The sequence below is a fragment of the Vibrio chemaguriensis genome (assembly GCF_012275705.1).
GTDB classification, from domain to species: Bacteria; Pseudomonadota; Gammaproteobacteria; order Enterobacterales; family Vibrionaceae; genus Vibrio; species Vibrio diabolicus.
Genome location: NZ_SHOE01000015.1, coordinates 90,394 through 104,231, shown reverse-complemented (window position 1 = coordinate 104,231; position 13,838 = coordinate 90,394). Strand labels below are relative to the sequence as shown.

The 13,838-nt window shown below is 42.8% G+C and carries 12 protein-coding genes and 1 riboswitch; of the genes, 5 read left to right on the top strand and 7 right to left on the bottom strand.

What is annotated here, in order from left to right; all coding sequences use genetic code 11:
* Nucleotides 1-33: 33 nt before the first annotated feature.
* Nucleotides 34-282, bottom strand: a complete 249-nt coding sequence (locus EX191_RS15205) for a YciN family protein (RefSeq protein ID WP_005387884.1) — start codon at nt 280-282, stop codon at nt 34-36.
* A gap of 437 nt (nt 283-719) precedes the next feature.
* Between EX191_RS15205 and topA the strand changes: the two genes are divergently transcribed.
* The 4 genes from topA to EX191_RS15185 all read left to right on the top strand — a co-directional run bounded on the left by topA (nt 720) and on the right by EX191_RS15185 (nt 7,539).
* Nucleotides 720-3,350 carry a type I DNA topoisomerase gene (gene topA / locus EX191_RS15200; RefSeq protein WP_005390711.1) on the top strand — a complete coding sequence of 877 codons (2,631 nt, stop codon included), beginning with the start codon at nt 720-722 and terminating at the stop codon, nt 3,348-3,350.
* Nucleotides 3,351-3,960: 610 nt separating this feature from the next.
* Nucleotides 3,961-5,178 (top strand): glucose-1-phosphate adenylyltransferase, encoded by a 1,218-nt coding sequence (glgC, locus tag EX191_RS15195; protein WP_005390714.1) that lies wholly within the window; start codon nt 3,961-3,963, stop codon nt 5,176-5,178.
* Nucleotides 5,168-6,625 (top strand): glycogen synthase GlgA, encoded by a 1,458-nt coding sequence (gene glgA / locus EX191_RS15190; RefSeq protein WP_193447993.1) that lies wholly within the window; start codon nt 5,168-5,170, stop codon nt 6,623-6,625. Before glgC ends, glgA begins: the two co-directional genes overlap by 11 nt.
* Before the next feature lie 110 nt (nt 6,626-6,735).
* Entirely contained in the window at nt 6,736-7,539 is an 804-nt protein-coding gene (locus EX191_RS15185) for an alpha/beta fold hydrolase (protein ID WP_006742124.1), read from the top strand.
* Between the two features lie 37 nt (nt 7,540-7,576).
* Here the strand turns inward: EX191_RS15185 and EX191_RS15180 are convergent, their stop codons facing one another.
* From EX191_RS15180 to torD, 5 genes are all read right to left on the bottom strand, one after another.
* Nucleotides 7,577-7,897, bottom strand: coding sequence for a hypothetical protein (locus EX191_RS15180; protein ID WP_005390719.1), 321 nt, complete (start codon nt 7,895-7,897; stop codon nt 7,577-7,579).
* Nucleotides 7,898-7,917: 20 nt separating this feature from the next.
* Nucleotides 7,918-8,604, bottom strand: coding sequence for a TVP38/TMEM64 family protein (locus EX191_RS15175; RefSeq protein WP_193447992.1), 687 nt, complete (start codon nt 8,602-8,604; stop codon nt 7,918-7,920).
* A 115-nt stretch (nt 8,605-8,719) separates the two neighbouring features.
* Nucleotides 8,720-9,310, bottom strand: coding sequence for a TfoX/Sxy family DNA transformation protein (locus EX191_RS15170; protein ID WP_005390721.1), 591 nt, complete (start codon nt 9,308-9,310; stop codon nt 8,720-8,722).
* A gap of 116 nt (nt 9,311-9,426) precedes the next feature.
* A riboswitch (cyclic di-GMP riboswitch) is annotated at nt 9,427-9,516 on the bottom strand.
* A gap of 285 nt (nt 9,517-9,801) precedes the next feature.
* On the bottom strand, nt 9,802-10,806 hold the full coding sequence (purR, locus tag EX191_RS15165) for an HTH-type transcriptional repressor PurR (protein WP_053807169.1): 1,005 nt from the start codon (nt 10,804-10,806) through the stop codon (nt 9,802-9,804).
* Between the two features lie 467 nt (nt 10,807-11,273).
* On the bottom strand, nt 11,274-11,921 hold the full coding sequence (gene torD / locus EX191_RS15160) for a molecular chaperone TorD (RefSeq protein WP_134646941.1): 648 nt from the start codon (nt 11,919-11,921) through the stop codon (nt 11,274-11,276).
* Between the two features lie 266 nt (nt 11,922-12,187).
* Here torD and torR point away from each other — a divergent pair, with 266 nt between their 5' ends.
* Nucleotides 12,188-12,898, top strand: a complete 711-nt coding sequence (gene torR / locus EX191_RS15155; protein ID WP_005390726.1) for a two-component system response regulator TorR — start codon at nt 12,188-12,190, stop codon at nt 12,896-12,898.
* 72 nt (nt 12,899-12,970) lie between these two features.
* Here the strand turns inward: torR and elyC are convergent, their stop codons facing one another.
* Nucleotides 12,971-13,756 (bottom strand): envelope biogenesis factor ElyC, encoded by a 786-nt coding sequence (gene elyC, locus EX191_RS15150; protein ID WP_006742121.1) that lies wholly within the window; start codon nt 13,754-13,756, stop codon nt 12,971-12,973.
* Nucleotides 13,757-13,838 lie beyond the last annotated feature (82 nt).

Below are 13,838 nucleotides of genomic sequence, written 5' to 3'. Positions count from 1 at the left end.
CGAATAACACTCTGGTTTTTTTGTTTTCCGCTACTATTTAACCAGCGTAAATTCCTTGGAAAGGTGATGCGCTAAGTATTTGAACATATTGAATACTGCAGTCGTATTTGAAGTTGGTAAACCTTTGTCATCAAGGAAGTATTCACCTTTAAAAACTAAAACACCTTCTTTTTCTTCTACGCTTGTTGCTCGCATCCCTTCGATGTAATCATCGTGTTCTTGGATGATTTGGTTAGCGATCAAAAGAAGGTCGAACTCTTCGATAAACGTTCTATCAGACATACTTTTTCTACCATTCATTTCAGTTGAGAACGCTGAGTATACCTACAACTAAAATGGGTTTGCATGATTAATTCAGTCAATCGTTCACTTAGCCTAAACAGATCAATTTTTAGAGTGTAAGTATGATTAGTTGGAGGATATGACAGAGCTACTGAACGAAACTATTTTGTGATGCGTAACAAAATTTATTGCATTGGATTAGCGGATGCTAAGTTTGCCTGTTTAGATATGCCGCTCAATACCTTTCAGAACCCTGTCTCTTTGAAGTATAAAGACGATGAATTGTCAACCAATCGGATCTGAATTTCAAAAAAGCAGTTGATCTTCTTTTCATCTCGCACAATAGTAAAAAAAGAAGCAATGAAATAGAACATTATGCGGGTGGCCTTTAAACAAGGTTTCTACCCGCATTATTATGAAGGACGTTAGAGTCAGTTATGGGTAAATCACTCGTTATAGTGGAGTCACCAGCCAAGGCAAAGACGATAAATAAGTACCTTGGTAAAGACTTTATTGTTAAGTCTAGTGTTGGTCATGTGCGTGATCTGCCTACGGCCGGTCAAAGCACTGGTGAGAAAAAAGCCGCAGCCATCTCAACAAAAGGGATGAGTCCGGAAGAGAAAGCGCGCGTTAAAAAAGAGAAAGACCGCAAAGCGTTGATCAAAAAAATGGGGATTAACCCATATCATGACTGGGAAGCGAATTACCAAATCCTTCCAGGCAAAGAAAAAGTTGTCAACGAACTACAAAAACTCGCCAAAGACGCAGATTGCGTTTATCTCGCAACCGATTTGGACCGCGAAGGGGAAGCAATCGCATGGCACCTTCGTGAGATCATCGGTGGCGATGAAGAGCGATACAAACGTGTAGTTTTTAACGAAATTACGAAAAACGCGATCCAACAAGCTTTCCAGACACCTGGTGAGCTGAACATGGATGGTGTTAATGCCCAACAAGCGCGTCGCTTCATGGACCGTGTCGTTGGTTTTATGGTTTCACCTTTACTTTGGAAGAAAGTGGCTCGTGGTTTATCTGCTGGTCGCGTGCAGTCTGTTGCGGTGAAACTATTAGTTGAGCGTGAGCGTGAGATTAACGCGTTTGTACCAGAAGAATTCTGGGATATTCATGCGAATACGAAAACGAAAGACAAAGCTGACTTTAAGCTGCTTGTTGCTCAGAAAGATGGTTCTGCGTTTAAGCCAGTTAATGAGGCAGAAACCAAAGCAGCGATGTCTGTGCTTGAGAATGCAAGTTACGAAGTATGTAAGCGTGAAGATCGCCCGACGAAGAGCAAGCCTTCAGCACCTTACATCACCTCTACGCTTCAACAGGCAGCGAGTACACGTCTTGGCTACGGCGTGAAAAAGACCATGATGCTAGCTCAGCGCCTCTATGAGGCCGGTTACATCACTTATATGCGTACGGACTCGACTAACCTAAGTGCCGAGGCTGTGGACGCTGTACGTGACTTTATTGGTTCTGAGTTTGGTGATAAGTACTTACCAGCGAAACCGCTGACGTATGGTAGTAAAGAAGGGGCACAGGAAGCGCACGAAGCGATCCGTCCTTCAAATGTGGGTGTTAAAGCGGAAGACCTGCAAGGTGTCGATGCTGATGCGCACAAACTTTACGCTTTGATTTGGAATCAGTTTGTCGCGTGTCAAATGACGCCAGCAGAATACGATTCAACAACCATCAGTGTAAAAGCGGCAGAATACACGCTTAAAGCGAAAGGCCGTATCCTTAAATTTGATGGTTGGACTCGTGTACAGCGTCCAATGGGCAAAAACGAGGATACAATCCTTCCTGCGGTACAACTTGGCGATAAGCTAAGCTTAGAGTCACTTGACCCTAAACAGCACTTTACTAAGCCACCTGCGCGCTACACTGAAGCGGCACTGGTTAAAGAGCTGGAAAAACGAGGCATTGGCCGTCCTTCGACTTATGCATCGATCATTTCTACGATTCAAGATCGTGGTTACGTGAAAGTTGATCAGCGCCGTTTCTACGCTGAAAAAATGGGTGAAATTGTTACTGACCGCCTTGATGACAGCTTTAACGATTTGATGAACTACGACTTTACTGCGCGTATGGAACAGAAATTGGACCAAATCGCTGAAGGTGAAGTGAACTGGAAAGCTGTGTTAGACAACTTCTTTGCTGATTTTACTGGCGATCTTGAAAAAGCGGAGCTGGATGAGTCAGAAGGCGGTATGAAGTTAAACCACATCGTCATGACGGATATCGAGTGTCCGACGTGTAGCCGTCCAATGGGTATCCGTACTGCTTCGACAGGTGTGTTCTTAGGTTGTTCTGGTTACGCGTTACCACCAAAAGAGCGTTGTAAGACAACCATCAACTTGGGTGACGAAGAAGGTATTATTAACGTTCTAGAAGAAGACGTTGAAACGGCCGCGCTTCGTGCTAAAAAGCGTTGTCCGATCTGTGAAACGGCGATGGACGCATACCTGATTGATGACAAGCGTAAGATGCATGTTTGTGGTAATAACCCGAACTGTGAGGGCTACCTTGTTGAATACGGCGAGTTCAAAGTCAAAGGCTATGATGGTCCAGTTGTTGAATGTGACAAATGTGGCTCTGATATGGTTCTTAAAAACGGTCGCTTTGGTAAATACATGGACTGTACGAGTGAAACGTGTAAGAACACTCGTAAGATTCTGAAGAATGGTGAAGTCGCGCCACCGAAAGAAGATCCTGTTCATTTTCCCGAGTTGCCATGTGAAAACTCAGATGCGTATTTCGTACTTCGTGATGGTGCTTCAGGTCTATTTATGGCGGCAAGCAACTTCCCGAAATCGCGCGAGACACGTGCTCCTTTGGTTGCTGAACTGGCACGTTTTGAAGAGCGTTTACCTGAGAAGTTCAAATACCTAGCGACCGCACCGCAAGAAGATCCTGATGGTCGTCCTGCAGTTGTACGCTTTAGTCGCAAAACAAAAGAGAACTACGTTCGTTCGGAAGAGAACGGCAAACCATCTGGTTGGACAGCGCTCTTTGTTGAAGGTAAGTGGGAAGTCACAGATAAGCGTAAAAAAGCGAAAGCATAAAAATGCACCATTAAGGTAATGTAAAAAGGCAGCGATATCGCTGCCTTTTTTGCGTAGGGGCCGACAGTTTTCTCCTGCGCATTCTTCCTCTAATCGACCTTTCCTCACTTTAACAAGCACCATTGTCGCTAGAAAACACCAGAGTCACGATTTATTGGTAGCGAACGTATTTTTTATGTAAAAAACATTCGTCGTAACTTTCATTTTGCGTTCATATATTTGTTATATATTAAGCTCAAAAAGTCGGTAGTGTAGTGAATCCGTTCGTAAATTGTTTTCATAATGTAATCGTTTGCTTTTGCATGTGTGATCTAGATATCGTCTTGAGTAAGCAAGAACTGTATGGAACACAGAATGGCGTATTAAAAATTGTAATTTAGAACCTGCTTAGATAATTTATTACAAAAATTAGTGCAACTGTGTGCATTTTGCGTCGAAAAATAAGAAAAGAGTGGACGTTGCATACTGGAAGTGCCGTAGCTTTTTTATCGTGTTGTAAGAGTTCAAAGAAACTCCTGATACGGTTACTAAATGTATTCGCTTGACTCCCCGAGTATGACTCATTCAAGCGAGTACCAAATCCAAGCTATAACGATATGGAGAACAACAAATGGCTGGTGTTTTGGGAATGATTCTTGCTGGCGGTGAAGGCTCTCGTTTGAGACCTTTAACAGAATCTCGTAGTAAACCTTCGGTACCGTTTGGTGGTAGCTATCGATTGATCGATTTTGCTCTAAACAATTTTGTAAATGCGGATTTAATGCGCATTTACGTCCTCACCCAATTTAAATCTCAATCTTTGTTCCATCATTTAAAAAAGGGCTGGAACATTAATGGCATCACTGACCGCTTTATCGATCCTATTCCTGCTCAAATGCGCACTGGTAAGCGTTGGTACGAAGGAACGGCAGACGCGATCTATCAAAATCTCCGTTTTATGGAATTAGAGGAACCAGAGCAAGTTTGTATTTTTGGCTCTGACCATATCTATAAGATGGATATCAAACAAATGCTGAACTTCCATTCAGAAAAGCAGGCTTCTCTGACGGTATCGGCATTGCGTATGCCACTAAAAGAGGCGTCGCAATTTGGGGTTATCGAAGTGGACAGTGAAGGTCGCATGATAGGCTTTGAAGAGAAACCAGCAAACCCGAAGTCAATTCCTGGCGATCCTGATTACGCTTTAGTTTCAATGGGTAACTACGTTTTTGAGGCTCAGGTGTTATTCTCTGAGTTGGTTGAAGATGCGGATAATGAAGCTTCATCACATGATTTTGGGAAGGACATTATTCCTAAGATGTTCCCTCGAGGTGACGTGTTCGTGTATGACTTCAGTACTAACAAAATCAGCGGTGAAAGAGAAGAGGTGTACTGGCGTGACGTGGGAACCATTGATGCGTACTGGGAAGCGCACATGGATCTGCTAGAAAAAGACGCACCGTTTTCACTATATAACCGTAAATGGCCGCTGCATACTTATTATCCTCCATTGCCGCCAGCAACATTTACAGACTCTGATAATGGCCGTGTTCAGATCATCGACAGTTTGGTATGTAATGGCAGTTACGTCAGAGGCTCAAGAATAGAAAAGTCGGTGCTTGGGTTCCGCAGTAATATTGCATCTGCTTGCGATATCAGCGAATGTATCCTTCTTGGTGACGTGAAAATTGGCGAAGGCTGTGTTTTACGTCGTGTGATTGTCGATAAGGATGCCGATATTGCTCCTGGTACTCAGATTGGTGTGAATCTTCAAGAAGATAAAAAACACTTCCACGTGTCTGAGGAGGGCATTGTTGTTATTCCGAAAGGAGCTCGAGTTGGCTACTAACAACTTATCTATTCTGTTTGTAGCTTCTGAGGTTGAAGGTCTCATTAAAAGTGGTGGCTTGGCAGACGTTGCCAAGGCACTACCGGAAGCCCTTCAAAACCTACAGCAAGACGTAAGAATTACCATCCCCGCGTACAGCAGTATTGATAAACTCGCTGACGCAGAAGTTGTATTAGAAACAGAACTAACATCATGGCCGCATACGGAATATCGAGTTCTGCGGCTCATGTTAGGTCAAAATCCTGTTTATCTGATTGATTGTCAGCCGTATTTCAATCGACCATCGATGTATGCGGAGAACAACCAAGCGTATACCGATAACGGTGAGCGCTTTGCGTTTTTTAGTGCGGCATGTTTAGACATGTTGCCAAAGCTTGCTTTTCAGCCGGATATCATACACGCGAACGATTGGCACACTGGTCTTGTTCCATTTTTGCTCAAGCACAGGTATGGCAATGATCCGTTTTTTGCTCATACTAAAAGCGTCATTTCAATTCACAATGCGGTCTTTAAAGGCGTATTTAGTTATGAAGACGTGCAGTGCTTGCCAGAGTTTCATTGTCGAAACGTTCCCGATGCTGCGGTGAATGCAACGCATATTACGATGCTCAAAGCTGGTGTAATGAATGCAGATAAGATAAACGCGGTCAGCCCTACGTACGCAGAGGAACTCAAAACAGAGCTTGGCAGTCATGGAATGGCTTGGGAGTTTCAGCAACGCGCGCAGGACTTAGTTGGTATTTTGAACGGTTGTGATTACAGTGCTTGGAACCCGGAAACGGATACTTACTTGCCAGTTAATTACTGCGCTGACCAACAAAGTATGACGCAAGGCAAGAAAGCGTGTAAACAAGCATTACAGCTGCGGCTAAATTTGCCTGAAAAAGATGTTGCTATGTTCGGTATGGTTTGTCGGTTAACCCAGCAAAAAGGTGTGCATTACTTGTTGCCTGCTTTGGCCGATTTTTTGAAGCACGATGTTCAACTAGTTGTCGTTGGGACCGGAGACCCTGTACTAGCCGCTCAGCTAGAAGAGGTTGCTGCACAGTTTTCTAGTAAATTTGTCTTCGTAGAAGCTTATGATAATGAACTTGCGCATATCGTTGAAGCGGGTTCTGATTTCTTTCTGATGCCTTCTGAGTTTGAGCCGTGTGGTTTGAATCAAATCTATAGTATGGCTTATGGGACATTACCGATAGTACGTGGTGTCGGTGGTCTAAAAGACAGCGTCAACGATTATGATGTGAACCCTTCTGAAGCGACGGGGTTTGTTTTTTTCGAACCGACACCGCAGGCATTGTTGTTAACGATGCTAAGGGCACTGTTGCTCTATGCTCAAAACGAACCTGAAGTGAATAAAGTACAGTTGCACGCGATGCAACAAGATTTTTGTTGGCAAAAGGCCGCAGAAGCTTATTTGCAACTTTACAATTCGGCGTTAAATTGACTTAAAATTGTAACGAAAGGCACCGAATAAGGTGCCTTTATTATCTTGAGTAAGGGGAGTGTGGTAGGATGGCTTTTTACTCAATAGCACGACCTTTTTGATACTTGAATATGACCCAGCCGCTACTTTTTCATAAAACCTATTTGCACCCTACTAGTCATGAGTGGGTTGTATTTGTGCATGGTGCTGGCGGTAGCTCTTCTATCTGGTTCAAGCAAATCAAAGCTTACAAGCAACACTTTAACTTATTGCTGATCGATTTAAGAGGTCATGGAAAGTCAAATCAGTTACTTAAAGAGCTCATTGCCAGCCGTTATACCTTTACTGAAGTTACCCAAGATATTTTGAAAGTATTGGACCATTTAAAGATCCAATCCGCTCATTTTGTCGGTATGTCACTTGGTACCATTATTGTTCGAAACCTTGCTGAATTATCAGCAGAACGCGTGCGTTCAATGGTACTCGGTGGCGCTGTCACAAGGCTCAATACTCGTTCTCAAATATTGGTTAAATTAGGTAATTTTTGTAAGCACATTCTGCCGTACATGTGGCTCTACAAACTTTTTGCGTACATTGTTATGCCACAGAGAAGCCAGCGAGAGTCTCGCCATCTTTTTATTCGTGAGGCCAAGAAGCTTTGCCAAAAAGAATTTAAACGTTGGTTTATTCTTGCTGCTGATGTAAATCCTTTAATGAAGTATTTTAAAGATCGAGAGTTACCCATTCCCACACTCTATTTAATGGGCGACAGAGATTACATGTTTATTAAGCCTGTTAAAGAAATGGTTGCGGCGCATAAGCTTAGTGTTTTACGAGAGATCCCAAACTGTGGTCATGTTTGTAATGTTGAGCGCCCTGAAGATTTCAATCAACATTCCATCGAATTTATTAAGCAGCAAACGGTTTCTGCTTAGCGCTGAATAAATCGATTGAGTAGGAGTAGGGGAGTTATTAAGGCTCCCCTATTTGATGTCCACATTGCCAACAAGCACCAAACTGCCCCTCGTTTACCTCATGGCACTTCGGGCACTGCCAATCTTGATACTCATTTCCATCGGATTGTTTGCGGTAGGCTTGTACTATTCCTTCTGCTTTTACTTGTTGTTTGGCGTCAAAAAGCCAGACATAAGGATCGGTATCATCACTAAACGGCAGCTCTCCTTTTAAACCGAAAATACCTTCTCCGCGGACTTCACAATAGACTTGCTCGGTTTTCAATAATTCGCACACGATATGCGCTTCTGCTGGGTTTTTAGCAATGAATATTTTCATTAAACACGTCCACTTACTAATTATGAGTTTTGCTGACTCGGTGTTGGCCTTACTTTATTCATAACCCATTTAGTGATGATTGGAAACAGCCCCAGTAATGCAAAAGAGGCCAATACCGCAGGTGAAACAATGCCTGACAGGCTTTCAATTGTGGCTAACTGAGTACCGGCGTTTAAGTAAACTGCAGTGCCTGGCAACATACCTACTTGGCTAGTAAGATAAAATCGACCTACAGACATTGGCGTTAAGCCCATCAACAAGTTGATAAGAAAGAAAGGAAATACCGGAATGAGACGTAAGGAAAATAGATAAAATGCTCCGTCTTTCTCGACGCCTTGGTTAATTGCGATTAACTTATTGCCAAACTTGTTTTGTACCCAGTCACGCAGCAAATATCGGCTGCTTAAAAATGCTAGTGTTGCACCCATAGTACTGGCGAAAGAAACCAGTAATAAGCTCGTCCAAAAACCAAATAGAGCCGCACCAAGTAATGTAACCACAGCTGCCCCAGGAATAGAAAAAGCGGTAATTGCAATGTAGGCAAAAAAGTAAATAGCTGCCGAAAAAACAAAGTTCTGATCGATGTATGTGGTCAGCTCTTCTTGTTGTGCTTTTGCATTTTCCAACGTTAAATACTGACTAAAGTTAACGCCTAAAAAGATAATGATCGCGACCAGGATTAGGCCTAATATCAGTTTCTTATTCATATTTATGATTCCAATTTGGGATATATATAATAAGACAGAAGGAAAGTCGAAAAAATTTCACAAAAAAACCGCAGATTAGACTGCGGTTTTACAAGATAGTTTTTAAGGCCGACTTTTATTGGAGGCCGTTCATCAACTCATCTCGGCGAGCTTGAGGTACAACGCTCCAATGAGTACCGTTAATAGCCCCTTCTAGTGCCCATAACAGCTCAATGTTGACGGTTGCAGAGTGCGTATCTCTTATCGCTTTATAAGCGTTAAGTGCACCTTCCTCTTCCAGTTTTTCTACTGACTCAATGCCTGCTTTTTTCAGCATGCGTTCAGTCGCCAGTCGTAAGTTAGGCAAATCTTTTAAGCGATTAGGCTTTGTAGTTGCTTGCTGTTCTTTTTCAAGCTTTGCCTTTTTCAACGATTGGTTAGCTACTTCGATTAAGCGTTCGCTAGACTCCCATAAATCGTTGGAAATTGCGTAGTACTTAGTAACGACTGGGAAGCCACGTTTCTTATAAACGTAAGGCTTTAGCCCTTGTTTCTCGAAGTCAGATGAAGTTTGTTGGTCTGCTCTTATATGAAGCTGATTATTTACAACTAGTGCAAACATTGTTTCATCAGCGAATAGTCCGAAGCCACCAAACATTGAGCGCGACTTGATATTACCAAGTGCCTCAAATAGCTTCATAGAGTCTTTGAGTATCGGTTTATCCATGTTTTGTTATCTCGGTGTAATTAATATTACGCCACCAAAAGTCAGGTCCGAGAGAGTAGCAAACATGCGCAAAAGCAATGTCATTACAGGGTAAAGTCATCGCTTGCACACTTGCCATCGGTAACCCCGCTACCTTCCATATAGTACTATGGTTCAGGCCGGAGGCTTTGCGTCCCACCCTTTCGAATGGTTTGCCCTGTGCGTGACAGAATGAGCATACTTCGTATATTGAATTAACATCACGTTTTACCCGTAAAAGTGTGATTCTGGTTCAATAAAAAGTGTCGACAAGCGCATATTTGTGCATATTTGAGAATAAGGCGGGATGACCTCGAGGTTGTGAGGGAGTGTGATTTACCTACATATAAAACAGAGACTTAGAGATTCGAGATTTTTTGTCTAACAAACCTAAGTCAGGGAAAAGTTATTTAGATACAAAAAATAAGCGCCCTTTTAGAGCGCTTATTTGACATCGTTATATTTGGCGAATTTTAGTTCATTTTCTTCACGGTGTTTCGAATTACAAGCTCAGGTTGCATTTCGAAAATTCGCTTTTCGTGTTCTTTATCTTTGATTCGCTCAAGTAGGATCTCGAACGCATTTTTACCCACACGACGTTTAGGTTGGTGGATAGTGGTTAACGGTGGAGAGAAGTATTCCGCAAGCTCGATGTTGTCGTAGCCGATCACTGAAATATCATCAGGAACTTTGATACCGTTTTGTTGTAGGCGGCTCATTAAGCCCAAAGCCATTGTGTCGTTAAAACAGAATACCGCTGTCGGACGTTTGTCCATTGCTGTAATTTTATCTGCGACTAAGACGGCCGTATCACATTCAAAGTTACCTTCAAGGATCCAATCTTCATTTACAGCTAGGTTTGCTTCGCTCATCGCGCGACGGAAACCTGCAATGCGCTCTTGGCAAGCAAGTTTTTCAAAATGACCGCTTAGACAAGCAATATCAGTATGGCCATTGTCGATCAGATGTTTGGTTGCGATGTAGCCACCTTCTTCTGAGTTATCCATGATCTTGTCCGCTTGTGAGCTTTCTGGACCCCAATCCATGACCACTTTAGGAATGTCGGCATGACGGTCAAGCATCTCTTTAAGCTCTTCGGTTAAGTCAGAACACATCACTAGGATGCCATCAACACGTTTTTCAGCCAGCATACGGATGTAATCGCGTTGTTTTTCGTAAATCCCACCCGTATTACACAGAATCAGAGTGTAGCCTTGGCGGTAACAGTAGCTCTCAACCCCGTCAATCACTTCTGAGAAGAATAGGTTGGTTGACTGCGTTACTAACATGCCAATCGTACGAGTTGAGTTGCACTTTAGGCTGCGTGCAACCGCACTTGGCGCGTAATTCAACTCGTCCACGGCTTTCATTACTTTTTCTTGCGTTGCTTCTGCAACGAAACGCGTTTTATTGATAACGTGCGAAACTGTCGTAGTGGAAACGCCGGCTAAGCGAGCAACGTCTTTTATAGTGGCCATAAATGGTGTCCTGTATCGAGCTACTGAAATATGTCGTGTTGGATGTACCTGATGCTCTAATGGTTTTACACCCAGCAATCTAAGGTTGGCGCTAAGTGTTTCGGCAGCGGTTGGTCCAAGTACGACAAAAGGGTACGTAGCAGCATCGGTCGATGAATTTTATCTTTTTTCTATCTGATTAGAAATTGCCATCAACCTGTTAAAAAACACAAAAACCGCTATATTTCAGCGGTTTACATATAAATCATATTTAATCGTTTGCGCTCACATTTTAGCCCTATGTGGACTGACTAGCAATGTTTTCAGCAAGAGATTTGTGTATTTGAAGTCACATTTTGACTGCTAAATAACCAAGCGTCTTTGAGCTAAGTTAAGGCAAACGAATAATATACCCAACTTACTTACATTCAGTTATTTCAGGTATACAGGAAGCCCGATAGGCGGGCTCCTTAAAAAATAGGCGGCAATTATTCCCCAATAAGGTAAGCGCTGTCTAGTTTACAAAATGCAACTAATAGTTTCGCGACGCTCGAGTAGAACCCAAATTCGTCGAATTGTTTACATTTGTCTGCAAACTGAGGTAGCCAAGACATCAACTGTTGCTGGATAAAGTCGTTTTGTTTAACGAAGGCTTCTTCCATGTGTTTTTCTTGCTCAAGTTCGTTTGAGCGGATAATCATGTTGCCGAGAAAGTCGAGTTCAACGGCTAAGTGGTCCGCAGGCTCTTTTAGATTTTCATCTACTTGAACGCCAAATTCTGCCATCAACTTTTCCATTTCCTCGGCTGGCTTGTCATTCAGCAAACCTGATTCACCGATGTACATCGATGCGTAAGGAAGAGCGCCGTATTTTTCTGTCTTCAAAAACAGTTCACAAAAGTCAGCAGCAAGCTCCAATTGAGCGTCTTCACGATCTTGCAATCGGTTTAGCGCATCAACGAGGCTATCAACGGCTGGTTTCAGCGACTCATTTTCACCTAAACCTGCTAGAAAACTACGAATTTCAACACTGTGGTAGGCTTCCAGCTCTTTCTCTGTTAGCTCTTTTGCGAACAAGCTCGAAAACCACCAGTAAATTTCAGCGCGTTTTTCATTAAAAGCTTTCACTTCTTGCATTTTGGGCTCCTGAATGATGCTTCAAGTTGTGCATCACAAAGTCAATTAGGGATATCCCCTAAGTGTAATCAATTAAAATGAATAGCAGTAACTATAATTATTATGTTTTATGGTCAAAAATTAACGTTTATTAATAGCGATGGGTAAGCTTGTTTTGAATCAATAAAAACGCTAAATCTTGCTTTTTAATGTATCTATGACTAGAAATGTTACTAGTTATGAATAGAATACGTCTTGGATAATAAGAAGACAGAAAAGTGGTGTAAATGAGCTATCACGTATTAGTCGTAGAAGATGATGTTGTAACTCGTAGTAAGCTTGCGGGATATTTCCAAAATGAGGGTTACCAAGTCAGCGAAGCAGAGAGTGGCGCAGAAATGCGTGAGGTCCTGCAAGCGGGTGATGTAGACCTAATCATGCTGGATATCAACCTGCCGGGTGAAGACGGCCTGATGCTTACTCGTGAATTACGTAGCCAATCGGATATTGGTATCATATTAGTAACAGGACGCACGGATAGCATTGATAAAATCGTAGGCCTAGAAATGGGCGCTGACGATTATGTGACAAAACCTTTTGAACTGAGGGAATTGTTGGTTCGCGTTAAAAACTTGCTGTGGCGTATTTCAGCAGCGCGTAGCGGTAGCGCGAAAGCGAACGAAACCAGTGAAGAACATATCGTACGTTTTGGAGAGTGGACATTCGACATTCAACGTCGTGCGCTGAGCCGTAACGGCGAACCCGTAAAATTGACCAAAGCAGAATACGAACTTTTGGTGGCGTTATCGTCTTACCCTAACCAGGTGTTAAGTCGCGAGCGTATTTTGAATATGATCAGCCACCGAGTTGATGCTCCCAATGATCGTACTATTGATGTTCTTATTCGACGTATGCGCGCAAAAATGGAGTTTGATCCAAAGAACCCGCAAATTTTTGTGACGGTGCACGGCGAAGGCTATATGTTTGCTGGTGATTAAACTGAACAAACCTAAGTCTTAAAAAGAAAAAGGAGAGCTTCGGCTCTCCTTTTTTGTGGTTTCAAGATAGTACTACTTTGCTTCAACCATTGGTGTTTGGCCGACAGTATCACGCAGTCTTTGCCAAATGCTGCCCAAGTACTCATGCCAATAAAGCTCTGTTTGTTCTAAGTAACGCGCTTTAGGTGAGTATTTATCCCAAGGTTGACTGATTTCGCTAATAGCTAAGAAGTTGGTCGGGGCTGGGATTGGTTTAATGCCTGCTGCGTTGAACTCATACAATGCACGGCTCATGTGACTCGCAGAAGTGACTAACACAATCTCCTTTTGTTGAACGAATGCAGCCGCTTGACGCGCCTCTTCCCACGTATCTTTCGCATCTTCTAATAAAATGATATCGGATTTCGCGACTCCCAACGCAAGGGCAACGTTCGCCATCATTCTCGCATGGCTAATTTCAGAACCGCCAGCATAGCCAGACAAAATTAATTTAGCACCTGGATACATTCTTAAAATACGAATGCCTTCAGTTAAGCGCATTAATGCTGCACGGCTTAACTGCGAGGTGGGTGGAATTTCGTCATCGATAACATGACCATTCCCTAAAACCATCACGTAGTCGATGGTGCCAGAAACTGGCAAAAAGGCTTTATGCTCTCGCTCTAATGGCATAAGCAGCTTGGTTGAAACAGGTTGGAAGGCAACAAGAAAAATGCCAACAAAAGAGAATAGAACAACGAAGCAGCCAGTTTTACGTTTTGTGGTAAAACTAATGAGAGCAAGACCCAACAAGCCTATCAGCAGCAATGCCGGAAGTGGCATAAGCAAGGCTGACACTACTTTTTTCAGCTCAAACATACATAAATAGTCCGAAAAAACATCAATTGATAATAAAAATGAGGGTACCCCTCTTTATTCCTGCTTTCCTTGTGCCAGAATA

Excerpts from the sequence above, each read along its gene's own strand:
- EX191_RS15205 (WP_005387884.1), bottom strand. The coding sequence starts at position 282 with ATGTCTGATAGAACGTTTATCGAAGAGTTCGACCTTCTTTTGATCGCT.
- topA (WP_005390711.1), top strand. The coding sequence starts at position 720 with ATGGGTAAATCACTCGTTATAGTGGAGTCACCAGCCAAGGCAAAGACG.
- glgC (WP_005390714.1), top strand. The coding sequence starts at position 3,961 with ATGGCTGGTGTTTTGGGAATGATTCTTGCTGGCGGTGAAGGCTCTCGT.
- EX191_RS15185 (WP_006742124.1), top strand. The coding sequence starts at position 6,736 with ATGACCCAGCCGCTACTTTTTCATAAAACCTATTTGCACCCTACTAGT.
- EX191_RS15180 (WP_005390719.1), bottom strand. The coding sequence starts at position 7,897 with ATGAAAATATTCATTGCTAAAAACCCAGCAGAAGCGCATATCGTGTGC.
- EX191_RS15175 (WP_193447992.1), bottom strand. The coding sequence starts at position 8,604 with ATGAATAAGAAACTGATATTAGGCCTAATCCTGGTCGCGATCATTATC.
- EX191_RS15170 (WP_005390721.1), bottom strand. The coding sequence starts at position 9,310 with ATGGATAAACCGATACTCAAAGACTCTATGAAGCTATTTGAGGCACTT.
- purR (WP_053807169.1), bottom strand. The coding sequence starts at position 10,806 with ATGGCCACTATAAAAGACGTTGCTCGCTTAGCCGGCGTTTCCACTACG.
- torD (WP_134646941.1), bottom strand. The coding sequence starts at position 11,921 with ATGCAAGAAGTGAAAGCTTTTAATGAAAAACGCGCTGAAATTTACTGG.
- torR (WP_005390726.1), top strand. The coding sequence starts at position 12,188 with ATGAGCTATCACGTATTAGTCGTAGAAGATGATGTTGTAACTCGTAGT.
- elyC (WP_006742121.1), bottom strand. The coding sequence starts at position 13,756 with ATGTTTGAGCTGAAAAAAGTAGTGTCAGCCTTGCTTATGCCACTTCCG.